At 59.9% G+C, this 22,387-nt stretch carries 19 protein-coding genes and 4 pseudogenes; 16 read left to right on the top strand and 7 right to left on the bottom strand.

The genetic code is table 11. The features are described from left to right. Positions 1–26: 26 nt before the first annotated feature. The 3 genes from ACMXYI_RS24025 to ACMXYI_RS24015 form a co-directional block, all read right to left on the bottom strand. The gene (locus ACMXYI_RS24025; protein ID WP_415769376.1) at positions 27–896 is read right to left on the bottom strand and encodes a TauD/TfdA dioxygenase family protein; all 870 of its coding nucleotides are present in this window, start codon (positions 894–896) and stop codon (positions 27–29) included. A gap of 100 nt (positions 897–996) precedes the next feature. After that, complete coding sequence (locus ACMXYI_RS24020; RefSeq protein ID WP_415769375.1) at positions 997–2,595, bottom strand: rhodanese-related sulfurtransferase; 1,599 nt, start codon at positions 2,593–2,595, stop codon at positions 997–999. Then, entirely contained in the window at positions 2,592–3,200 is a 609-nt protein-coding gene (locus ACMXYI_RS24015) for a cysteine dioxygenase (RefSeq protein WP_415769374.1), read from the bottom strand. Before ACMXYI_RS24015 ends, ACMXYI_RS24020 begins: the two co-directional genes overlap by 4 nt. Positions 3,201–3,440: 240 nt before the next feature. Here ACMXYI_RS24015 and ACMXYI_RS24010 point away from each other — a divergent pair, with 240 nt between their 5' ends. After that, positions 3,441–4,346 carry a LysR family transcriptional regulator gene (locus ACMXYI_RS24010; RefSeq protein WP_123364882.1) on the top strand — a complete coding sequence of 302 codons (906 nt, stop codon included), beginning with the start codon at positions 3,441–3,443 and terminating at the stop codon, positions 4,344–4,346. Between the two features lie 124 nt (positions 4,347–4,470). Further along, positions 4,471–5,265, top strand: a complete 795-nt coding sequence (locus ACMXYI_RS24005) for a class II aldolase/adducin family protein (RefSeq protein ID WP_415769373.1) — start codon at positions 4,471–4,473, stop codon at positions 5,263–5,265. Positions 5,266–5,326: 61 nt separating this feature from the next. Here ACMXYI_RS24005 and ACMXYI_RS24000 read toward each other — a convergent pair whose 3' ends face one another. Beyond that, on the bottom strand, positions 5,327–6,415 hold the full coding sequence (locus ACMXYI_RS24000) for an LLM class flavin-dependent oxidoreductase (protein ID WP_123364884.1): 1,089 nt from the start codon (positions 6,413–6,415) through the stop codon (positions 5,327–5,329). Positions 6,416–6,442: 27 nt separating this feature from the next. Beyond that, positions 6,443–8,878 (bottom strand): TonB-dependent receptor plug domain-containing protein, encoded by a 2,436-nt coding sequence (locus tag ACMXYI_RS23995; protein WP_415773962.1) that lies wholly within the window; start codon positions 8,876–8,878, stop codon positions 6,443–6,445. Positions 8,879–9,354: 476 nt separating this feature from the next. Here ACMXYI_RS23995 and ACMXYI_RS23990 point away from each other — a divergent pair, with 476 nt between their 5' ends. The 9 genes and pseudogenes from ACMXYI_RS23990 to ACMXYI_RS23950 all read left to right on the top strand — a co-directional run. Then, positions 9,355–10,239, top strand: a complete 885-nt coding sequence (locus tag ACMXYI_RS23990; protein ID WP_415769372.1) for an ABC transporter permease — start codon at positions 9,355–9,357, stop codon at positions 10,237–10,239. A gap of 1 nt (position 10,240) precedes the next feature. Further along, positions 10,241–11,029 carry an ABC transporter ATP-binding protein gene (locus ACMXYI_RS23985; RefSeq protein ID WP_415769371.1) on the top strand — a complete coding sequence of 263 codons (789 nt, stop codon included), beginning with the start codon at positions 10,241–10,243 and terminating at the stop codon, positions 11,027–11,029. A 25-nt stretch (positions 11,030–11,054) separates the two neighbouring features. After that, complete coding sequence (locus ACMXYI_RS23980; protein ID WP_415769370.1) at positions 11,055–12,080, top strand: ABC transporter substrate-binding protein; 1,026 nt, start codon at positions 11,055–11,057, stop codon at positions 12,078–12,080. Positions 12,081–12,127: 47 nt separating this feature from the next. Then, a complete protein-coding gene (locus tag ACMXYI_RS23975) occupies positions 12,128–12,940 on the top strand; it encodes an energy transducer TonB (protein WP_123364889.1) in 813 nt (270 codons plus the stop codon). 86 nt (positions 12,941–13,026) lie between these two features. Further along, complete coding sequence (locus ACMXYI_RS23970; protein ID WP_123364890.1) at positions 13,027–13,749, top strand: MotA/TolQ/ExbB proton channel family protein; 723 nt, start codon at positions 13,027–13,029, stop codon at positions 13,747–13,749. Between the two features lies 1 nt (position 13,750). After that, positions 13,751–14,152 (top strand): ExbD/TolR family protein, encoded by a 402-nt coding sequence (locus tag ACMXYI_RS23965; protein ID WP_123364891.1) that lies wholly within the window; start codon positions 13,751–13,753, stop codon positions 14,150–14,152. Beyond that, positions 14,148–14,330, top strand: a pseudogene (locus ACMXYI_RS23960) (M20/M25/M40 family metallo-hydrolase); the annotation flags it as partial. The gene ACMXYI_RS23965 and the pseudogene ACMXYI_RS23960, both read left to right, overlap by 5 nt. A gap of 165 nt (positions 14,331–14,495) precedes the next feature. Continuing rightward, positions 14,496–14,675 (top strand): annotated as a pseudogene (locus ACMXYI_RS23955) (LLM class flavin-dependent oxidoreductase); the annotation flags it as partial. Further along, positions 14,663–14,968 (top strand): annotated as a pseudogene (locus tag ACMXYI_RS23950) (ABC transporter permease subunit); the annotation flags it as partial. The pseudogenes ACMXYI_RS23955 and ACMXYI_RS23950, both read left to right, overlap by 13 nt. 9 nt (positions 14,969–14,977) lie before the next feature. Here ACMXYI_RS23950 and ACMXYI_RS23945 read toward each other — a convergent pair. Next, positions 14,978–15,171, bottom strand: a pseudogene (locus ACMXYI_RS23945) (helix-turn-helix domain-containing protein); the annotation flags it as partial. A gap of 310 nt (positions 15,172–15,481) precedes the next feature. Here ACMXYI_RS23945 and ACMXYI_RS23940 point away from each other — a divergent pair. The 5 genes from ACMXYI_RS23940 (at position 15,482) to ACMXYI_RS23920 (ending at position 21,458) form a co-directional block, all read left to right on the top strand. Then, complete coding sequence (locus ACMXYI_RS23940; protein ID WP_415769369.1) at positions 15,482–17,482, top strand: ATP-binding cassette domain-containing protein; 2,001 nt, start codon at positions 15,482–15,484, stop codon at positions 17,480–17,482. 15 nt (positions 17,483–17,497) lie between these two features. Beyond that, positions 17,498–18,547 (top strand): ABC transporter substrate-binding protein, encoded by a 1,050-nt coding sequence (locus ACMXYI_RS23935; protein WP_415769368.1) that lies wholly within the window; start codon positions 17,498–17,500, stop codon positions 18,545–18,547. Further along, positions 18,544–19,464, top strand: coding sequence for a homocysteine S-methyltransferase family protein (locus ACMXYI_RS23930; protein ID WP_415769367.1), 921 nt, complete (start codon positions 18,544–18,546; stop codon positions 19,462–19,464). Before ACMXYI_RS23935 ends, ACMXYI_RS23930 begins: the two co-directional genes overlap by 4 nt. Further along, positions 19,461–19,928 carry a peptide-methionine (S)-S-oxide reductase MsrA gene (gene msrA / locus ACMXYI_RS23925; RefSeq protein WP_095129322.1) on the top strand — a complete coding sequence of 156 codons (468 nt, stop codon included), beginning with the start codon at positions 19,461–19,463 and terminating at the stop codon, positions 19,926–19,928. The genes ACMXYI_RS23930 and msrA overlap by 4 nt, the downstream gene beginning before the upstream one ends. Before the next feature lie 147 nt (positions 19,929–20,075). After that, the gene (locus ACMXYI_RS23920) at positions 20,076–21,458 is read left to right on the top strand and encodes an LLM class flavin-dependent oxidoreductase (protein ID WP_415769366.1); all 1,383 of its coding nucleotides are present in this window, start codon (positions 20,076–20,078) and stop codon (positions 21,456–21,458) included. A gap of 80 nt (positions 21,459–21,538) precedes the next feature. Here the strand turns inward: ACMXYI_RS23920 and ACMXYI_RS23915 are convergent, their stop codons facing one another. Next, complete coding sequence (locus ACMXYI_RS23915; protein WP_415769365.1) at positions 21,539–22,282, bottom strand: GntR family transcriptional regulator; 744 nt, start codon at positions 22,280–22,282, stop codon at positions 21,539–21,541. Positions 22,283–22,387 lie beyond the last annotated feature (105 nt).

The following is a 22,387-nucleotide window of genomic DNA, read 5'->3' as shown; positions in this document are numbered from 1 at the left end:
TGCCAGGTCTTTTCTAGAGGGTGGGGTCAGGCCGCGTTGGCGCGTTTTACCCGATGAGGAATGTCGTCATAGGCGATCAGTACCCGTTCCATGCGGCGCGGGTAATCGCCGTAGTTGTAGACCGGGTAGTGCAGCGTCGAGCGGTTGTCCCAGAACGCCACCGAGTTTTCACGCCATTTGAAACGCACTTGATGTTCGGGTTTGTTGAACTCGAGCAGCAACCGAGCGATCAGTTGCTTGCTCTGCTCGGGCGTCCAGCCGATCACCGAAGGGTTCTGCGAGAAGTTGATGAAAAGGCCGTCCTCGCCGGTTTCCGGGTGGGTCCGCACCAACGGGTGCGCCAGAATCGGGTAGTCGTAGCCGACCTTGTCCAATGACGACTTGAAGTCGTGAACTACATGCAGGTCATCGATTTCTTCGCGTAGCTCATCGGGCAAGGCGCGATAGACCGCGGCCGTGTCGGCCCACAAGGTATCGCCGCCAACGGGGGGCAAATCGACTGCGCGCAAGACGGCGCCGAGGGTGGGTTGCAACAGCCAACTGGTGTCGGTGTGCCAACGGCCGCTGATCCGTGGGCCGTACAGTTTGCGTTCGTCCTGGGCTTGAATCAGATGCGCTTGCGGTTGCGTCGGGTCGTTTTGCTGGGTGGTCGGGTGAACGTAGAGCTCGCCGAACTCACGAGCGAAGGCAATCTGCTGTTCGGTGCTGATCACCTGGTCGCGGAAGAAAATCACTTTGTGTTCGAGCAGCAACTGGCGCAGTTCATCGCGCTGGGCTGGCGTCAACGGCTGGCTCAAGTCGATCCCGCTGATTTCGGCGCCGATCGTCGGTTCCAAGCGGGTGATGTGCAAAGTCGGTTGAGGCTGTAAATCGGTGCGGTGCGAGACAGCGGACATGGTGTAACTCCTCTCGGTTGTGGGTTCAGCCTCCGCCTGGAGAGGGGTCGGATGTGGGGTGGATATGCCCCTGTACCAACAAGGCACAGGGGCGGGTAACTCAGATCACAAAAAAGCCATGGGTGGCGTCGCGAGCCAGTTGCGCCACCAGGCCAAATTCCCAATCCAGATACGCTTGCATCGCTTCGCGCGGGCTGTCGGTGCCTTCGTACGGGCGGCGATAGCGGTCGATGCGCGACGAGGCCAGGTGCGTTTCGCCGTCTTCCAGCGGCAATTGCGCAGCGACCCAACTGGCGGTGCCGCCCTTGAGCAGGAACACCGGTTTGCCGGTCAAGGCCTCGACATCGGCAACGGCCAGCCGCGCCAATTGGCTGCTGCCACAGGTCAGTACATAGCGTTCCGCTTTAGGCACATTGGCCAGGGCTTCACGCAATTGCCCGCGCAATGCCCACCACGCGCCGGGGATGTGGCGTTTGACGTAGTTGGCGCTGCTAGTGAAATCCAGCACCACGCTGTCGCCGTGGGTCAGCCATTCGACCAGGGTTTCGGGGCTGATTTCCTCGGCCTGTCGGGGCGCGGGAACTGGTGCCTGCCAGGCACCTTTTTCGCTGAAATGCGCCGGTTGCACATCGTCCAGCACATGCACCTCCCAACCCAATTGCGAGAGCCAGGACGCCGACATGTTGGCGCGCACGCCGTCGTCATCCACCAGCACCAGGCGCGCACCGCGTACGCTGGCGAAGTGATCGGTTTCCTGCACCAGTTGGCCGCCGGGTGTCGAGCGCGCGGCGGGCAGGTGGCCGGCTTCGAATTCTTCCGGAGTGCGCACGTCGAACAGGTAAGTGCTGCGGCTCGACTCTTGTTGCCAGCGCTTAAGATCAGCCAGGCTGGCGCGACCGACCAAAGCCTTGTCCGCAACGCGACGGGCATCCTGGGCGGCAATGTGGCGGTGTTCTTCGCTGGTGGGTGCAAACCGGCGCGACTGACCGTGTTGCAGTTGTTGACCTGCGAGGGTCCAGCCGATGGTGCCGTTGCGCAAGGCCGACACCGGGTTCGGAATGCCGGCATTGATCAACGACTGAGTGCCGATGATGCTGCGGGTGCGCCCGGCGCAGTTGACGATGATGCGCGTGGCCGGGTCCGGCGCCAGCTCTCGGGCACGCAACACCAGTTCCGCCCCCGGTACGCTGATGCCTGTGGGAATGCTCATGGTCTGGTACTCATCGAAACGTCGGGCATCGAGCACCACCACGTCGGCCTCGTTGTCGAGCAGCGCTTGAACGTCTTCAGCGGCCAGGGACGGTGTGTGACGCTGGCTTTCCACCAGCTCACCAAAGGCTTTGCTCGGCACATTGACGTCGATGAACAACTCGCCACCGGCGATGCGCCAACCGTCCAGACCATCTTCCAGCAGGCTGACATTCACATAGCCCAAGCCCTGCAAGCGCTGAGCGGCAATCTGCGCCAGACCTTCGCCGTTGTCGTAGACGGTCACGTGGGTATCGAGCCGTGGAATTCTTGAGTACACCTCCAGTTCCAGTTTTGACAGTGGAATGTTGGCCGCAAACAGTGGGTGCGCCTCGGCGAAGGACGCCTCTTCGCGTACGTCCACCAGCGCCAGTTCTTCTTTGTTCAGCAGTGCCTTTCGAATCTCGGCGAAGGAGCGGGTCAGTACACTTTTGTCAGGACTTGGGCTCATAGGGCTTGGCTCTCTTTGGACACATCCCAGATGTTGGGGAGATAGGCGTTGGAATAACCGGAGATGAACAGTTTTTCGCTGCCATCGGCCTGATACACCGCGCGGCGTATTGCACCGATGTTGGCGCCGTAGACATGGATGCTGATGGAGACCTGGTCATCGAAGGCGTTGCTGACTTGATGGATGTCGCCGATCTTGGGCGACACCGCCTCGACCTGACCGGGCTGCAACTGTATCCGCTGGCCCTCGGGCACCAATGTGCCGTCAGGGTTGCGTGCGAAACCCTGTGAGTGCTCCGAGCCGCGCAACATACCGATCAGGCCCCAGACCCGATGGTCATGGATCGGTGTCCGTTGTCCCGGCCCCCAGACAAAACTGACGATACTGAAGCGCTGCCGTGAATCGGCATGCAGCAAAAATTGTTGATAGCGCTCTGGATCTGGCCGGGCAAACTCTTCAGGCAGCCAGTCGTCATGACTGACCAGTTGGGCGAGGAGCTTGCCGCCGCGATGCAACAGATCACCCTCGCGGGGGTTACCGTCGATCAATTCCGCCAGGGCGCCTATGAATGCTCTAAGTCTCTCCGGGTGTCGGGCCTGGGTCATGGCGATTTCCATTGTTCGTTCTGAATGTTGACGTCTTGATTTAAGCATAATGATTTATCTTAATATGCTATTTTTTAATGATTAGGTTATAGCTGAAAGGAATTTAGAAACTGGTTGTATAGCGTTGGGGGTTATTGATCGCCACTGCAGAGCGTTCGCAGGGTTGTGGGCTATCCAGATTCCAACAATAGAACTATGCTTTTCAGACATCTTATTGACTGTTCTCTATGTGCGGGCCAAATGAAAATTGATGATATCGATGCCTTTGTCGAAGTGATTCGTTGCCAGTCCATCAGCCATGCCGCCGAGTCGTTGCAACTCACCCAGCCGGCCATTACGCGGCGCGTGCAGAACTTTGAGCAGGCATTGGGCGTGGAGTTGTTCGACCGCAACACCAAGCCACTCAAGCCCACGCTGATCGGCACCCGGGTGTACGAACAGTGCCGTTTGATCCTGCGGGAAATGGATGCGTTGCGCGAACTGGTTGCCACCGATGCGCCGCCTACCGGGCTGTTGCGCCTCGGCGTTCCGCAAACCATCGGTGACGTGGTGCTGCTCGACGCACTCAAGCATCTGCGCATCGAATACCCCGACTTGCGCGCCCAGGTGGCCACGGGCTGGGGCAGTCAACTGGTCGGTAAAATCGAGCGCGGCGAACTGGATGCCGCAGCGGCGCTGTTCCCGGCGGGCAAGATTTTCCCGGACAACATCATTGGAGAGTCCATCGGCAAGATGGAGTTGGTGGTGGTGTGCGCCAAGGATCAGTTGCCCAAGCGTCCGTGCAAACTCGCCGACGTTTACCAGAGTGGCTGGATTCTCAACCCCGATGGCTGCGGCTTCCGCGCCGGCTTGCAACGCACCCTGTCGGACCAGGGCCTGGCCCTGCGGGTCAACCTGGAAACCTTCGGTACTGAATTGCAATTGGGTTTGGTTGCCGACGGTCTGGGGCTTGGGTTGGTGCCGCGTCCGTTGCTGGAGCGCAGTGCCCATTTCGATCAGTTGGCGGTCATGCCGCTCAAGGATTTCAAACCGGTGATGGATTTGTGGCTGATCTACCCGCATTTTCTTGGCAACCTGCAAGGGCCGGTCGATGCCTTTGGCAAACTGGTCGCTGGATCGCTGCAGAAGATCAAGAGCGCGGCGTGAAGAAGGGGAGCGAAATATAATAAAAAAAAATGATAATTAGCTTAGATTAAAATGTGCTTTTTATTATTTTTTGACTTCCCATAGGCTTGCTGGAAATCCTTAAGGCCATCCAGGAAGTTTTGCCATGAGCAGCGTCAGTCCATTATCCAGCGTCTCGAAAAATGTTCGCCAGCGCGTCAGCCCTGAAGAATGGGACGTGCGTGTCAAACTGGCCGCGGCCTATCGGCTGGCGGCCCTGTTCAAATGGACCGATCATATCTACACGCATTTTTCGGCGCGGGTGCCGGGGCCAGACGAGCATTTCCTGATCAACGCCTTCGGGTTGTTGTTCGACGAAATCACCGCCTCCAACCTGGTCAAGGTCGACATCGATGGCACTATCGTCGACGACCCGACAGGGCTGGGCATCAACTACGCCGGCTACGTGATCCACAGCGCCATTCACGGTGCACGTCCCGACCTGCAAGCGGTGCTGCATACCCACACCCGCGACGGTATCGCGGTGTCGGCGCAGCGCGACGGGCTGTTGCCGATTTCCCAGCATTCCATTGGTTTTTCCGGGCGGGTGGCCTATCACGGCTATGAAGGCATCGCTCTGGACCTGGACGAGCGTGAACGACTGGTGGCGGATCTGGGGGCCAAGAGCGTATTAATCCTGCGCAATCATGGACTGCTCACGGCGGGCGTCAGTGTCGAACATGCGTTCCAGCAACTTCAGCAGCTGGAGCGTGCCTGCAACATTCAAATCGCGGCTCAGGCCGGCGGCAATGCCGAGTTGATCTTCCCGCCTGCAGAGGTCGTGGCCAAAGTCGAGAAGCAGGCTGAAGTATTCGCCAGCGGCGAGGGGCCGGGAGTTGCACGGCATTGGAGCGCGCTGATTCGTCAGCTGGAGCGCAGCGATACCGCTTATAAAGAGTAATCAGGATTCGGAGTAAAAAGGGGGCTTACCGCAAGGTAAACCCCCTTTTTTGCTGATCGGATCAGGCCACTTTTTCCGCCGCCTGCCGCTCACGCTCGGCCACCAATTGGCGGGTCAGCGGGATCAGGCGCTTGCCGTAGTCGATGGCATCGTCGAGCGGGTCGAAGCCGCGGATCAGGAAGGTGGTGATGCCCAGGTCGTAATAATCGAGCAGGGCCTCGGCCACTTGTTCCGGGGTGCCCACCAGTGAGGTCGAGTTGCCTTGCGCACCGAGTAATCCAGCGATGCCGGTCCACAGGCGTTTGTCCAGGCGCGAACCCTGGGCCGCTGCCGCCAGCAGGCGTCGGGAGCCTTCGTTCGGTGGCTCACGGCGAACGAAGCCATTCTGTTCGGCCAGGGCGGTGGCCTGTTGCAGGATGCGCTCGGCACGTTCCCAGGCCAGCTCTTCGGTGTCCGCCAGAATTGGGCGCAACGAAAGACTGAAACGAATCTCGCGGCCATGTTTGGCCGCCTCGGCACGCACCTGATTCACCACCTCGCGCACTTGCTCGTAGGTTTCCCCCCACAACGCATAAACATCCGCATGCTTGCCCGCCACCTCGATGGCCGCCGTCGACGAGCCGCCGAAATACAGCGGGATGTGCGGCTGTTGCGGCGACTTCACGGCTGAGTGCGCGCCTTCGAACTGGTAGTACTTGCCCTCATAGTCGAAGGGCTTGTCGCTGGTCCATTCCCGGCGCACGACATCGAGGTATTCATCGGTGCGCGCATAGCGCTCGTCCTTGCCGATGTAACTGCCGTCGGCCCGCAGTTCGCGATCATCACCGCCGGTGATGATGTGCACGGCGGTGCGACCACCGTTGAACACATCCAGGGTAGCGAACTGGCGCGCGGCCAGGGTTGGCGCCGCAAAACCCGGTCGATGGGCAATCAGGAATTTCAGGTTTTTCGTCACGCTGGCGGCATGCGAGGCAATCAGCGTGCTGTCCGGACTGTTGGAGTGGAAGGCCACCAGCGCACGGTCGAAACCCGCCTCGTCATGAGCTCGGGCGACGGTTTCCACGTACTCAGGCTGTAAGACAGGGCCGCTGCGGGGGTGGATCTCTGAAGCGTGGTGGCCACCGATGTAACCGATGAATTCAATACTCATGGTGAGTTCCTTGTCGTTGGGGGGTAATCAGAAGTCATACGCCAGCTTCGTGTACCAGAACCCGCCGCCGGGATAGAACGGCGGATTGCCGTACAGGTTCAGGCCGACGGCCGAGGGAATGGCATGCTTGTCCGGGCGCACGTCGAAAATATTGGTGCCGCCCAGGCTCAGGGTGATGTTGTCGAGCAGGGTGTAGGAGATATCCAGATCGGTGATCCATTTCGCGCCGAAGCTGCGATCGCCGCTCTCCAGTTGCTGTAGGGTCTTGACCTTGCCGTAGCGGGTGGTTTGCAGATTGATCGCAAGGTCCGCGAGCCTCCAGTTGGCGCCCAGGATCCATTTGGTCCGGGGCTGTGCATCGGTCAAGTCGCCCTGACGCGCGCGGCCGACCCAGGTCAGGCTGCCGCCGGGGTTGCTACCCAGTCCTTGCAGGGCTGCGGGTGCGTCCTTGAGGTCGGTGATCACGGTGTCGTTGTAATTGAAAGCGGCGTTCCAGCGAACCTCGCCCCAGGCGCCGATATCGGTAAAGTGATCGGCCACCACATCCACGCCCCGGGTGCGGGTGTCAAAGGCGTTGGCGTAGTAGGACGTCCAAGTGGACGTGTCGATGCCGAGCCCCGTCAGAGTCGGCGCCAACGCCGGACCGTAGAGGCTTTCGGTACGGGCGATACGGTCGGAAATTTCGATCCAGTAGGCGTCGACGGTCAAGCTGGTGCGTCGCGCCGGTTGCCACGTCACCCCGAGCCCGAAGTTGCGCGATTTTTCCGGGTCCAGGCTGCTCGCCCCCAAGGCTTGGGCCAATGGCGAGTCCACCGGGGCGATGCGTGTCACGGCCGGGACGATGGTGCCGTCAGGTGCAGCACCCACGCGATTGTCGGTGATGCTGTAGCCGATCTGGGTCAGGGACGGAGCCCGAAACCCGCTGCCCACCGTGCCGCGTACGGCCACGGTTTCGGTGAGTTCATAACGCGAATTGACCTTTGCGCTGACGGTGTTGCCCGAATCGTCATCGAAGTGTTCGGCCCGGGCCGCCACGTCGATGAACAAACGCTCGATCGGGGTGATGCCGAAGTCGATATAGGCGGCGTAGTTGTTGCGCTTGATGCTGGTTTCATCCTGCGGCGCGATGGTGGCGGCGGCCTGCGCGGCAATCGCCGCCAACTGCCCGGCCAGCGGATTGGGCTGACCGTTGGGCAATGTCGCCGGGAAGCGATAGCCGCCGATGGTGTAGGCCTGGGCGTCACCGGCGAAGGTGCTGAAACGCTCCCAGCGATGCTCGAGGCCGGCGGACACTTGCAGCGGAAAACCGAAGACCCCGTCGAAGGCGCGGGTGATGTCCAGGTTGTTGACCCACTGATCGAAGCGGTAGGTGGCCAGGTCGTCAAAGGAAGTCGGGGAGGTCGGTCCCAACGACGGGTTGATGGTCAGGTCGCTGTACTGGTGGTTGGTGTTGCGTCCATAGGTGGTGCTCAGATCCCAGTCCCAACCCGCCGCGAGTCCCTTGCCACCAAACAGGAACTGGTAGTCCTTGTCGTCCAGGTTGTTCAGCGGGTAGTAGCCGTCGGGAAACAGTTCCGGGATGTTGGCGTTGCCATTGGGGTAGCGGAAGTAGTTGTTGATGATTGCCTTGCGCTCGCCATAGGTGGCGTAGGAATAGAGTTTCGTTTGCTCGTCCAGGGGCAGTTCGGCGTTGTAGCCGAGGTTGAACGCCTTGATCTGCGGGTCGCCGTTTTTCACCCCCACCTTGTCCCAGGTCGCTTCACGGGGATCGCCCGGAAAGTAGGCGGTGTTCGAGGCTTTTTCGTTCCAGCTGGCATCGCCGCGTTTGCGGGCATCGCCCGACAGGTGCAGGAAACCGCCATCGCCCAGGGCAAATCCGGTATCGCCCTCAAACTTGGTGACCTCACCTTCGCCGCTGTAGAGCTTGCCGTAGGTCAGGCCCAGATGACCTCCCTGGGCGCCGGATTTGAGAATCACGTTGATCACCCCGGCAATCGCATCCGAGCCATATTGCGCGGCGGCGCTGTCCTTGGGCACCTCGATACGCTCCACGGCGCTGATCGGGATCATGTCGATATCGACCGAGTTGGCGCCGCTGCTATCGGTCGAGCCGTTGGCGGGCAGGGCACTGTTATGCCGGCGCTTGCCGTTGACCAGCACCAGGGTATAGGCCGGCGCCAGGCTGCGATTGGACAAGGGCCGAATGGTCGAGTTGTAGCCGGCGATGTTGGTGCCATAGTTGAACGAGGGCAACAGCTTGGAAATGGCTTCGGTCAGATCGGCGCGACCGGTTCTGAGCAGTTGTTCGCCCGTGACAATGTCGATCGGGGCCGGGCTCTCGGCGACCGTTCGCTGAGTGCCCCGAACACCGGTGGAGATCACGGTGACCTTCTCCAGGCGGGTCTCCTTGTCCTCGCTGCGCTCGATGTCTTCGGCCTTGAGTGCCGAGCTGCCGAAGACCATGCCGCAGGCGGCCAGGCTGACAATGAAAGGAGAGCGAAGACGGTGATACCGGGTGGCGTCAGACAGGGTGGAGGGTGTTGCGGGCATGGGTACGACTCTCGTTTCAGGTCATGGATAGGCGTGATTCAATCCTCCACCTGGCATCGGGGTCGGTCTGTGGTGACGAAAGTAGGCGTAACGGGTGAGGCTGTGAAATGCCGTTTTGTTCTAAGTTAATTATTAAATTAATTAATCATTGTTAATTTTAGATATCAGTAATACGCATTTTACGATGCTCATCCGACGCAGACGGCAAAGGGCGCGGGCTGAGCCGTTTTACTATGCAAATAACTTATCTGGATGATCGGCTATCTGATTTTTAATCATATTAGGTTATTCCTAAAAAGAATTTCACTGCGGTTTTTTATGCGAATAGCATGAATCCGAAGCTGATGCATGGCGCCTCCGGCCATGTTCTTTATAAGGAAGGAAGCCTGATGACTGAAAAGACTTTCGATACCCAGAGCGCCAGTAGCTCGTTTTCCGTCGATAAGGCCGCACGCCTCACAGGTGATCTGCAGGGCGCGTCGAGGTTGATCCCCAACTGGGTGCGCAACTGGCGCACCCCTGAAGTCTTGCTGCGCTTGCTCAGCCCGATCGCGCTGCTGCTGTTGTGGGAACTGGCGTCTCAGGCCGGGCTTATTCCGCAACGGGTCATCGCAGCGCCGTCGCAGATCGGCGGCACGCTCTGGGCGATGATCGTTTCCGGGGAGCTGGGCAAGCATTTGCTGGTGTCGCTGCAGCGCGCATTGCTGGGCTTGAGTATCGGGGTCAGCGTCGGTGTCGTTGCGGCACTGATTACCGGCCTGTCGAAGCGCGGCGAGGTGATCCTCGATTCGCCGATGCAGATGCTGCGCACCATTCCTTCCCTGGCGCTGGTGCCGTTGTTCATTCTCTGGTTCGGCATCGGCGAGTTCACCAAGATCGCGTTGATCGTGACCGGTACGACCTTCCCGGTGTACCTGAACCTGTTCGCCGGCATTCGCAATATCGACCCCAAACTGATCGAGGCCGCCAACACCCTGGGCCTGAATCGTCGCGAGTTGATCTGGCACGTGATCCTGCCGGGCTCCTTGCCTTCCTTCTTTGTCGGCCTGCGTTACTCCCTGGGGATTTCCTGGTTGGCGCTGGTGTTCGTCGAGCAAATCAATACCACCGCCGGCATCGGCTTTCTGGCCAGTGATGCGCGGGACTTCATGCGCACGGACGTGATCGTCATCTGCCTGCTTATTTACAGCGTCCTCGGCTTATTGATCGACGGACTGATCCGCACGCTGGAGCGTTTTGCCCTGGCCTGGCGCCCATCTTTTGTGAGGAACTGACATGTCGACTATCGCCGCAAAAAACCTGCAGTCAGAAGCACCGGTACAACTGCGTAATGTGGTGCGCCAATTTGGCCAACAACGGGTGATCGACGGCCTGGACCTGGACATCGCCCCGGGCGAATTCGTCGCGCTGCTCGGGGCGAGCGGTTCGGGCAAGACCACGTTGCTGCGCAGCCTGGCCGGGCTGGACAGTATCGACAGCGGCCAGTTGTTGGTGCCCAAGGCAAGGGCGGCGGTGTTTCAGGAGCCTCGGTTGATGCCCTGGAAACGTGCCTGGAAGAACGTGATTCTCGGGCTGCACATCCCGGACGCCAAGGCGCGTGCGGTGCAGGCCCTGACAGAGGTGGGCCTGGCCCATCGACTGGAAGCTTACCCGGCCACGCTCTCCGGCGGCGAAGCGCAACGCGTGGCGCTGGCCCGTGGTCTGGTGCGCGAGCCCAAGCTGTTGCTGCTCGACGAGCCGTTCGCTGCACTCGATGCACTAACGCGGATTCGCATGCATCGGCTGATCATTGAGTTGTGGCGCAAACACACACCGGCCGTGCTGCTGGTGACCCATGACGTGGACGAAGCGATCCTGCTGGCCGATCGGGTCATCGTGCTGGCCAACGGCAAGATCGCCGAGCAACTGACGATCGACTTGCCACGTGCCCGAGACACCGGGCAGGAAGGCTTTCAGGCCATTCGTGCGCGGCTGCTGAGTCTGTTGGGGGTTGAGGTGGAAACCGTCGCGGTGGCTGAGCGTCAGGCCACGAACAGCACAGTCCGGCGGTTTGCCCATGGTTGATCATTTGAAACAGGGAGTTTGCGCGATGCCGATTCGTGTCTGGAGATCTGCGATGTTGCTGCTGTCGGGCGCGGCGTTGCTGCTCAGCGGCTGCGGCGATGTCGTCGAGACCAAAGCCCCATCCACCGCCCAGTCAGATTTGTCTGGCGTCACGCTGGTGCTGGGCGATCAGGCCAAGGGCCTGCGCACGGTGGTCGAGGCGGCGAATGCCTTTGAGGGCATTGACTACAAGGTTGAGTGGGCCAATTTTCAGGGCGCCGCGCCATTGTTTGAAGCTTTGCGCGCTGGCGCGGTAGATCTTGGGCCGGCCGGTGATACCCCGGTGCTCGCCGCTGCAACCGGTGGCACACCCTTGCGCATCGTCGCGGTACGGCGCAGCCAATCACGAGGCATTGCGATCCTGGTTCCAGCCGATTCGCCCATTCGTAGCGTCGCGGATCTGAAAGGCCGCAACGTCGTGGTGTCGTCGGCCCGCGGCAGCATTTCCCAGTACCTGTTGATTCGCGCCCTGGCCAATGCCGGGGTAGATGAGAAGGACGTCAACGTCGGTTTCGTCCTGCCGACCGATGCCTTGTCGGCGTTCAATGCCGGGAAGATCGAAGCCTGGGCCACGTTCGGTATCTATCAAGCATTTGCCGAGCAGCAGGGCGCCCGGGTGTTGATCAGCGGCGAGGGGATCAACACTGGCCTGACGTTTATCACGGCTTCCGATGAAGTGCTGACCGACCCGCTCAAACGCAAGGCGCTCAGCGACGTATTGCAGCGGTTTGCCAAGGCCTTCGAATGGGCCCGACAAAACCCTGATGAGTACGCCCGGGTCTTCGCCAAGGTCAACGACATCCCCCTTGAAGTCTCGCAGCGGCTGCGCAGTTGGGGCGACGAGTCGCTATTGCCGGTGGAGCCGCGGGATGTGCAGGCTCTGCAGCAAGTCGACGATTTGTTCGTGGAAAAGAAGATCTTTCCCCATCGCGTCGACGTGGAAAAGTTGACGGACTCTGAGGTGTTTTCCCTGACGCCTTTGACGGTGACTCAATCGGTGCCAGCGCGGTAATCCGGTGCCGGCGCATGTTCAATCCAAAGGCTTACAGGAGTAAATAAATGGGCAATGTCCAGAGCGCCACCAATGCCTTCGAGGTGTTCCGACACCCGGCATCTCGCGGCGAACTGCTCGACCTTGGCCGGGTCCTCCGGGAACCCCTGGCGCAGTCGCGGCTGCACAGCACGCCTAAACGGGTGTTGAGTCGCCGTGAAGGAGTCTTGCTCGGGGTATTTGCCTTGGTGTTGCACGGCGCGGTGATTGTCTGGGTCAACCAGAACCCACCGGCGGCACTGCCCGTGGTGCCGCCGGAGATCCCGCCGATGACTATTGAGTTCTCGCAGCCAGCGCCACCCGTGGTGGAGCCTCCGCCGCCCGAGCCGATTGCGCAGCCAGTGGTCGAACCGCCACCACCGGTTGAAGATGAGCTGGCCGTGAAGCCGCCACCTCCGAAACCGATTCCAAAGCCCAAACCTGTGGTTAAACCGACTCCCAAACCCGTGGCCAAACCTGTGGAGCAGCCACCCGCACCGCCAGCGCCGCAACAACCAGTCGCCGCGCCTGCTCCAGCGGCACCCCCGGCACCGAAACCGGTGACTCCGGCGTCGGCCAGCGCGGGTTACTTGAAGAACCCGGCACCGGAATACCCGTCGCTGGCGATGCGTCGCGGCTGGGAAGGTACGGTGATGTTGCGGGTGCATGTATTGGCCAGCGGCAAGCCCGGTGAGATCCAGATCCAGAAAAGCAGTGGCCGCGATCAACTCGACGACGCCGCACTGGCAGCCGTCAAACGCTGGAGTTTCGTGCCAGCCAAGCAGGGCGATGTCGCCCAGGACGGCTGGGTCAGCGTGCCCATCGACTTCAAAATAAAGTAATTCAATCCTATAGACAGACACCGCGGGCCACCTGACAAAAGGCGCATCGCTACAACCGATTTAATGCCTAGTTGGAGAGCCTGACCATGAACCTGATCGCATCCCCCTTCGAATCCATCGAACACACCGTCATCTGGCTATTAATCCTCTTCTCCGTTGCGACCTGGGGCCTGGCCTTGTTAAAGGGCGTGCAGTTCACCCGACTCAAGACGCAGGATCGAAAATTCCATAAGCAATTCTGGGCCGCTTCAAGCCTTGACTCTGCCGCCGAATTCGCCAACAGCCTGCCTGGCGCTGCGGCCCGTGTGGCGCTGGCAGGTTATGCGGCCATTCAGGTCAGCGACCACCAGAACGCCGACCTCAGCCAGTCGATCAATCACCAGGACCGTCTCGAACGTGCCTTGCGTCAGCAGATCGTGCGTGAACGACGCTCGCTGGAAACGGGCCTGGCTATCCTCGCCAGCATTGGCAGCACCTCGCCCTTTATCGGTCTTTTCGGGACCGTTTGGGGCATCATGTCGGCCTTGAAAGGCATCAGTGCGGCCGGCTCGGCGAGCCTGGAAACCGTGGCCGGACCGATTGGTGCCGCACTCGTCGCCACCGGTGTGGGGATCGCTGTCGCGGTGCCAGCGGTGCTGGTTTACAACTACTTCCTGCGTCGTCTGAAACTGACCTCCGCCGATCTGGACGACTTCGCCCACGACTTCTATAGCCTGGCGCAGAAACATTCATTCCGCGTGCTGCTGCACCCGGTGCTGAGCAAGTCCGGCGCCACCGTCGCCGGGCAGAAAGTCAAGGAGGCCTCCTGAGATGGCCTTCTCCACACAAGACAGCGATGAAGTGCTGAGCGAAATCAACGTCACGCCTTTGGTGGACGTCATGTTGGTATTGCTGGTGGTGTTCATCGTCACCGCGCCGCTACTGACTAACGCGATCCCGATCAACCTGCCGAAGACCGAAGCGGTGGCGCCGGTGGAACAGAAAGATCCTCTGGTGGTGAGCATCGACGACAAGGGCAAGGTGTTCATCAACAAGGATGAAATCCAGCCGGATCTGCTCGAGTTCAACCTGCAAGCCGCCAAAGCGAAAAACCCTGATGTGCGCGTGCAACTGCAGGCCGACAACGGGGTGAATTATGGCGAAGTGGCGCGGGCGATGGCCTCTATCGAGCGGGCAGGGATTACCAAGTTGTCGGTGATTACGGCGAAGTAAGAGGCCCGGCGCCGGGCATGATGCCTGCTACCTGAACCGTGTGGCCCCGACTGCGATGATCTTCGTGCCTTGCGTGGACGGCCTCAGCCATAACGAAGCCGAGGAGATTCATCCTCACTGGGCCACTGCCGGAGTCGATGTGTTGCTGATTTCGATGCTGGCCAAGGCTGGCGTCTGACCGTCAGCGGGATAATTTCGTCCGTGCCGTGGTTGTCGAGGGCCAAGGTAGTGCTGCACCGAACCACCACTCTCGACCATACGGCATAAGTCGGCACGTTTGATTATTGGACAGGGAAAGTCCGCCCGGCCGATTCTGGGGATCATCTTGAATAGGGAGTTCTTCATGACAGCTCGACGCCAACTCAAACTTGGCGCCTTCATGCGTCCGGTCAGCATCCATACCGGCGCTTGGCGTTATCCCGGCGCTTATGGTGACGCCAACTTCAACTTTGCTCATCTCAAGCGTTTTGCTCAAACACTGGAGCGTGCTCGCTTCGATGCGTTCTTCATGGCCGATCATCTGCCATCCTCGCCATGGGCGGTGATATCTGGCATGTGATTTTCAAGGTTCTGTTGCCCGAAGCACTGCCGGCGTTGCTGGCGGGCATCACGTTGACTTTGGTGATGCTGATCGGATTTTCCTCCATGGCCGGCGTCATTGGTGGCGGCGGGCTGGGGGACTTGGCGATTCGCTATGGCTATCAGCGTTTCAACAACCAAGTGATGGTCGCCACGGTGGTGGTGCTGGTGATTCTGGTCCAGAGCGTGCAAAGCCTCGGCGATCGGCTGGTGCGCTCCTTGGTCCATCGACGTTGATATGGTTTTTCCTTCGGACTGATCCTCACCCAGCGCGCTCAGGCGTAGTTCATAGAGTTTCGATTGGTGCGCCACGTCGATGGGGACTGCGCGCGGCTGATAAACGCATCGTTGGCGCTGACCAGGCGTTAGCTCTGGCTCGCCGACAGCGCGGCCACGCCTTCGAAGGCCCGATATTGGAGAAACGCGGCCACCGATTCCTTCGGAAAAGAAGGCCTAAGCTAATTCCAAAAAGATATTTATTTCTGTTTTTTAAGATCGATTAGCTTTATGTCTCAGGGAAGTGCTGCGGTCCACACGCGGCGCTTTTTTGCTTCAGGCTAACCGTATTCGGGTCATGGCCTGAGGCTCAGCCAATTTTCCTACTCTGGGGCGAGCGCGTTGCCCGCATCCAGGGGTCGCTTGCCCGGAGCTCCTGTGACACTTATTCAAACCTCTTTGCCGACTGCCCGGATCGACTCCTCTAAACGGCTTGCGCAACCCTCCAGCGATCACACAAATGAGGGCGACGTTGTGCTTGAGCTGCGAGACGTCACCAAAGCCTATCTGCGCAAAGGTTCGTCGGTGCTGCCGGCCGTCAGCAATGTCAGCTTGAAGGTGCGTCGCGGGGAAGTTCTGTGCCTGATGGGGACATCCGGAAGCGGCAAGTCCACGTTGCTGCGGCATATCAATCGCTTGATCGAACCCTCGAGTGGCGAGGTATTGATCGAAGGGCAGGCCATCAGCGGTTTGAGTCACACGGCCTTGCGCGATCTGAGATCGCGACGCATCGGGATGGTGTTCCAACATTTTGGCCTGTTGCCTCATCGCACGGTGCTGGACAACGTCGCGTTGCCCCTCGAGCTGCGTGGCGAATCCGAGTCGATTCGTCATGCGGCGGCAATCCTGCAGTTGCAGGCGGTAGGCCTGGAAGGTTGGGGCGAGCATTATCCCCATGAGCTGTCCGGTGGCATGCAGCAACGGGTCGGCCTGGCACGGGCATTGGTGACCGATCCGGACATCCTGCTGATGGACGAGCCGTTCAGTGCGCTGGATCCGACCATCAGGCGCGATCTGCAAAGCCATTTTCTGGCCTTGGTGCGTGAGCGCGGTATCAGCACATTGCTGGTGACACACGACCCGACGGAGGCAATACGTCTTGCTGACCGTATCGCCGTGCTGCGCCGTGGCCGCCTGGTGCAGTTGGGCACACCCAAACAGTTGCTTGAACATCCGGTTGATGCTGAAGTTGCGGACTTTTTCCGGGATTGCACCCCAACCCCATCACCGCTGCGCAGCGTCGACAGCGGTCACTTCCAGGCTCCCGAAACGGTTCCGCGCGAGCAACCCTCGCACCCCGGCTTGCGCGGGTGGCAAGCACTGTTGCTGGGGCCTGCAGCGCTGGCCGCGCGAGGCAAGGGCGGTTTCTTCTGGCTCGGGTTCGCTGCTGAGCTCGCAGCGCTGGCGGCAGTGGGCCAAGGCATTGCCAATTCGTCATGGTTGGCGATTCTGGCGGCTGTGATTGTGTTCGCGGCCAGTCGCTTCACAGTGTTCTCGTTAAGCCGCCTGCCTGTGCGACGCAACGTATCGGGTTGGGGGCTGCCTTTGGCGGTGCTGCTGGTCAGTCAGGCGTTGGTGATCTGGCGCGTGTTTACGCCTGATACCACTCACGTGCTGCTGCAGTTCCCGGCCAATCGCCAGGCGCTGCTGCTGGCGGCGCAGAGCATTGATGAATTCATCGGCTGGTCGCAGGTCACGTTCGAGAGCGCTTTCGTCGGCGTGATCGTGGCCGTTCGCACGGTCATCGAAGGCATCGAAAACCTGCTGGGCTGGTTGCCATGGCCGGTTTCGGCGTTGGCGCTGGTGTTGCTGGCGTGGCGTTCGGCGGGCCTGACGCTGGCGCTGACCAGTAGCGCAGCCTTGTTGTACATCGGCCTGTTCGGCTTTTGGGAGAGGACTATTGCCACGCTGGCGCTGGTCGGCTCGTCGGTATTGATTGCCCTGGCCATCGGTGTACCAACCGGCATTCTGCTGGCGAAGCGCCCGCTTGTACGGCGCCTGATCACACCCTTGCTGGATGTCATGCAAACCCTGCCAACGTTCGTGTACCTGATTCCTGCGGTGGCGTTCTTCTCTGTCGGCAAGACTCCCGCGGTGATCGCGACCGTGATCTTCGCCCTGGCGCCGATGATTCGCCTGACGTCGCTGGGTATCCAGGAAGTCCCGAAGGATGCCGTCGAAGCGGCGGTCGCCCATGGGGCCAGCCCTTGGCAAACCCTGATCAAGGTGCAACTGCCCCTGGCTCGCCGCTCGCTGTTGCTGGGCATCAATCAAACCATCGTCATGAGCCTGTCGATGGTCGTCGTGGCCGCCCTGATCGGTGCTGGCGGCCTGGGTTATGACGTCATGACGGCGTTGCGCAACATCAAGGGGGGCGAGGGTGTTCTGGCCGGTGTGGCGATCGTCCTGTGCGCGCTGATCCCTGATCGAATCATTCAATCGAGCTTGCGCAAGCAAGATCATCTGCACAACTGAACAGTGAGACTTATTGTGAAGACACACGTATTGCGCACCTTGGGCGCCGCCGCACTGCTGACCTCCCTGATCCTTCCCGCCACTGTCTGGGCCAAGGACAAAATAGTCATTGGCGAGCAGAACTGGACGGGGGCTATCGCCATCCAGCACATCCTTGGCGAAGTGATCAAAAGTCGCCTGGATGGCGATGTGTCGTATCTGGCAGGGGATGTCCCGGTACTGTTCAGTGCCGCGGCGAAAGGCGATGGCTCGGTGGATGTGCTGACCGACATCTGGTTGCCCAATCAATCGGCCGCTTGGGCCAAGTACGTCACTGGCGGGACCCGGTCATTGGTGCCGAACACGCTTCCGTATGCGGGCGAACAAGGGTTTTACATTCCTGGCTATTTGCAGGACAAGTACGGGGTCAAATCCATCTATGACCTGAAAAAACCGGAAGTGACCAAGCTCTTCGAACCACTGGGCGGCGGCAAGGCTGAGTTGCTGGTGGGGCCAGCGGGCTGGGAGTCGACTTATATCGGCCAGATCAAGGCCAAGGATTACGGGTTTGCCGATAAGTTCGAGTCGGTGTCCACGGAAGCCTCGGTGACCTACGCCAAACTGGCCTCTGCTTACAAGGCACAACGTGGCGTGGTGTTCTATGCCTACACCCCGGACTGGATCTTCTCGGCCTTCGACTTGCGTCGCCTGGAGGAACCGGCGTTCGACGGCTACGCCCAGGACAACAAAAAGGATGACCCGTTGTATAAGGCCGATGGTTGCTGGAAATTCATCAGCCCGACGGTCGACCCGGACTGGCTGAACAAGAGCCAGATTACCTGCGCCTTCCCGGATGCCAAGGTTCATGTCCTGGCCTCCGCTGCCTTGCAGAAACGCGCACCGAAAATTGCCGAGTTCTTGCGCAATGTCGCTATCGATCCGGCGCAACTCAATGAGCTGATCCTGAAGATCGAAAAGGAAAAACAGCCGGCGGACGTCGCGGCCAAAGCATGGGTACAGGCGAACAGCGCCACGGTTGATCAATGGCTGGCAGCGTCGGCGCCAAAAGTGAGTTCGGCCCAATGAGCCATGCTTCCTTGCGTTTGCTCGATGGCGGTATGGGCCGCGAGTTGCAGCGTATAGGCGCACCGTTTCGTCAGCCGCAATGGTCAGCGCTTGCGTTGATCGAGGCGCCTGAGTTTGTGCTTCAGGCGCATAAAGCGTTCATTGCTGCTGGCGCGCGGATCATCACGACCAACAGCTACGCGGTGGTGCCTTTTCACATTGGTGATGAGCGCTTTGCCGAACAGGGGCGAACGCTGGCCGAGCGCGCTGGTCGGCTCGCGCACCAGGCGGCGTCCGAGAGCACTGAACCGGTCACGGTGGCGGGTTCTTTGCCTCCCGCTCTGGGGTCATATCGACCGGACCTGTTTGATCACCAACGCTCGGTGGCGATTCATCGGGAACTGATCGCCGGACTGCAGGCCCACGTCGATGTCTGGTTGGCGGAAACCCAGAGTTCCATCGCTGAAGTTCGGGCAGTAGCCGAGGCGCTGGGTGCACAACCCAAGCCGCTTTGGCTGTCGTTTACGCTTCTGGATGAAGTTGGGCAGGCGTCGCGATTGCGTTCATCCGAGCCCGTCGCCGATGCGGTGCGCGTGGCGGCGGAGTTGGGCGCGACAGTGGTGCTCTTCAATTGCAGCCAGCCGGAAGTGATGGCAGCGGCATTGGCTGAGGCCCGGGATGTTATCCAGAGCCTCGGCCAAGCCATTGAACTGGGGGTTTACGCCAACGCCTTCCCGCCCGTCAGCGCACAGGCCGAGGCCAATAGCACGTTGTTGGAGATTCGTCGCGATCTGGGCCCCGAGTCCTACCTTGACTGGTCGAGGTCGTGGGTTGCCGCGGGCGCCAGCATCGTCGGCGGATGTTGTGGCATCGGTCCTGAACATATTGCGCAGTTGCACCTGCATCTGCTGCCCTACAAAGAGGTGGTCAGCGCATGACTGATTTTCAGCGAGAAGCCCTGGTTGAGCAGGCAACGTTTGGCGCCGGCTGTTTTTGGGGCGCAGAAGCGTCATTCAGGGAGTTGCCGGGCGTACTCGACAGTAGGGTCGGTTTTGCACGGTCGGCCAAAGGGGAGGCGACACTGATCGAAGTGGTGCAGGTCGACTTCGATGCGCGGGTGATTACTTATAGCCGCCTGATCGAGCACTTCTGGACGCTGCATGATCCGACGTCCATCGACCGCCAGGGCGCGGATGTCGGGGAGAAATACCGTTCAGCATTGTTTTTCAGCTCCGCTCAACAGGCCCAGTTGGCGCTGGTCGCCAAACAGCGCCTGGACGCTTCCGGTCAGCTGAAAAGACCGGTGGCGACGGTCATTCTTCCCTTGGGTGAATTCCAAAAGGCGGATGAAACTCAGCAGCGATACCTTGAAAAGCACGGTGGCAGTGCCTGCTCTCTTTGAACAGGCAACAGCGTTTCCGGGTTGAACAATACAAGCGCCACTGACTCGATTCTGTGGCGTTTTTTTTCCCGTCAGTTTTTTCGAACAAGGGGCTTTGCCCTCAGCGGTGATCCGCCCCGTTTAATGACTTTATTTACAGGAACCACGATGTCCGATCCAAAACCTCTTTTGTTTGCGCTCTATGAGCAAGCCAGTGTGGGCTGTGGCGGTGCGCCAAGCCTTTGGACGCACCCGGCTGACGAACGACTAGCCATCAATTCTTTGGGCTATTGGTCGAACCTGGCGCGCATTGCCGACCAGGCTCACCTCGACATGCTTTTTTTTGGTGATGTCCTGGGTTTCTACGACGTATTTGGCGGTAGCGCCGATGCGGCGATGAAATGGGCCGTGGAAGCACCCGCCAATGATCCGCTTATGATCATTCCTGCATTGGCGGCCGTGACGGAAAACCTGGCCTTTGGCGTAACCGTGACCACCAGCTACGAACATCCTTTTACCCATGCCCGACGCTTCAGCACGCTGGATCACCTCACCAATGGCCGGGTGGGCTGGAACATCGTCACCTCATACCTGTCCAGTGCCGCCCGCAACTTCGGCCTGGAACAGATGATCAAGCACGATGATCGCTACGAGCGCGCTGAAGAGTTCCTCGATGTGGTCTACAAACTCTGGGAAGGCAGTTGGGCCGGCGACGCCGTGGTCGCGGACAAGGCTCGCCAGCTCTACGCGCGGGGTGATCGTGTACGGCCAATCAATCACGTGGGTGAGCATTACCGGGTGGCCGGGCCGCACTTGACCTCGCCATCGCCCCAGCGCACACCTTTACTGATCCAGGCCGGCTGGTCAGGGCGTGGCCGGGAGTTCGCGGCCAAGCACGCAGAACTTATCTTCGTCGCCAAATCCAACCCACTGGAAATTCGTCAGGGGCTGGAAGACATCTGGGCCCAGGCTCAGGCTCGTGGTCGTCAGCCCGAGGATGTGAAGTCTTTAACAGTGCTGCGTATCGTCACGGCCAAGACCGAGATCGAAGCTCAGCGCAAATATGATGAGCTGCAAAGCAACTATCACTTGCAGGCGCAATTGGTGAGCTACGCCGGCGACACCGGCATAGATATCAGCCGCTACGCCGACAGCGACGCGCTTTCAACCCACACGGAAGGCATGACCTCTTATGTGATGCGTCCCGATGGCAGTGGCAAACCGTTGACCGCGGGCGACGTCAAACAGCGCTTTGCCAACGTTACCCGAGGGAGCGATCTAATCCTCGTAGGCACCCCGCAACAGGTGGCCGAGCGCATCGAAGAGCACGCACGCATTTCAGGCACCAGCGGCTACATGCTCAATCCGTTGATCAGCCCTGGCAGTCTTGAAGACTTCGTCGAGCTGGTCATCCCTGAACTGCAAAAACGTGGCCTATACCGCAGCCAACCGCAAAGCGGTACCTTTCGTTCGCGGTTACGGGGTGACGGTTCGAGCCATTTGCCAGCGTCAGCTTATGGCGCGTCGTTCCGTTTCGACAGTGACCTCTAGGCCGGTAGAACTACGGCTTATGCGTCCGGTGACCATTCAGTCGGGAAGGCATAATTAATCTCCGTGCACAAACGGTCGTTCTAACGGCCGCTTGTGGATTTGAATACACCGCTGAGGACGAAGGCGTAGCGTTCAGGTCGGATGAAAAACGTCGTGCGATCGCAGCAGCGGCCGTCAGCGAAGTACGAGGTGCGTTCCATGACCAACAGCGCCGCGCCGCGTTTGATGTGCAAGGCACTGGCCAGGCTTTTGTCCGCTTCTTGAGCGCGGATCGCCAGATCGGCACGGGTGACCGCCATGCCGGTGATCGACTCCAGAATGGAGTAGATCGGTTGGTGCTCGACATCAGTCCACACCACGCTGGCCAGCTCTGCCGGCAAATAGCTGCGCCCGAGTGCGATGGGTTCGTCATCGACAAAGTGCAGTCGCTCCAGCAGCAGGCAATCGTCCGCTGCTTCAAACAATCCACGCAATGCCTCCGGGACTGGCTGCTGTGCATTGCTGATGACCCGCATGCTCGGTTTTAGACCTTGCAGCAACAAGGCTTCGTGAAAGCTGCGCAATGCATCCAGGCCGTGGCGAACCTGCTTGGCCGCCACGAAGGTGCCTTTGCCTTGCTTGCGCTCCACCACGCCGTCATCGCTGAGCTTGCCCACCGCCAGGCGCACCGTGACGCGGCTCACCCCAAAGCGTTCGCCCAGTTCGGCTTCTGACGGCAGTTTGCCGGTGGGTTCGAAATCGCCGCGCTGAATTTCTTCCAGCAAACGATGGGCGATCTGTTCGTAGAGCGAGGTGCTGCTGTCGCGAAGAATGGACGTGGACACGGTCGGCTTCCAGGGTCCTTGGAGTGGGGCGGTGCGCCGTCACTTCTAAGGTTATAAAAATAGGTTATTGGGATAACTTGTATTAATACGTATTATGTCAGGCGT

It is taken from the genome of Pseudomonas lyxosi (genome assembly GCF_047758685.1).
GTDB classification, from domain to species: domain Bacteria; phylum Pseudomonadota; class Gammaproteobacteria; order Pseudomonadales; family Pseudomonadaceae; genus Aquipseudomonas; species Aquipseudomonas lyxosi.
The sequence above is the reverse complement of the archived record's forward strand: the minus strand, read 5'-3'. Positions and strand labels throughout refer to the sequence as shown.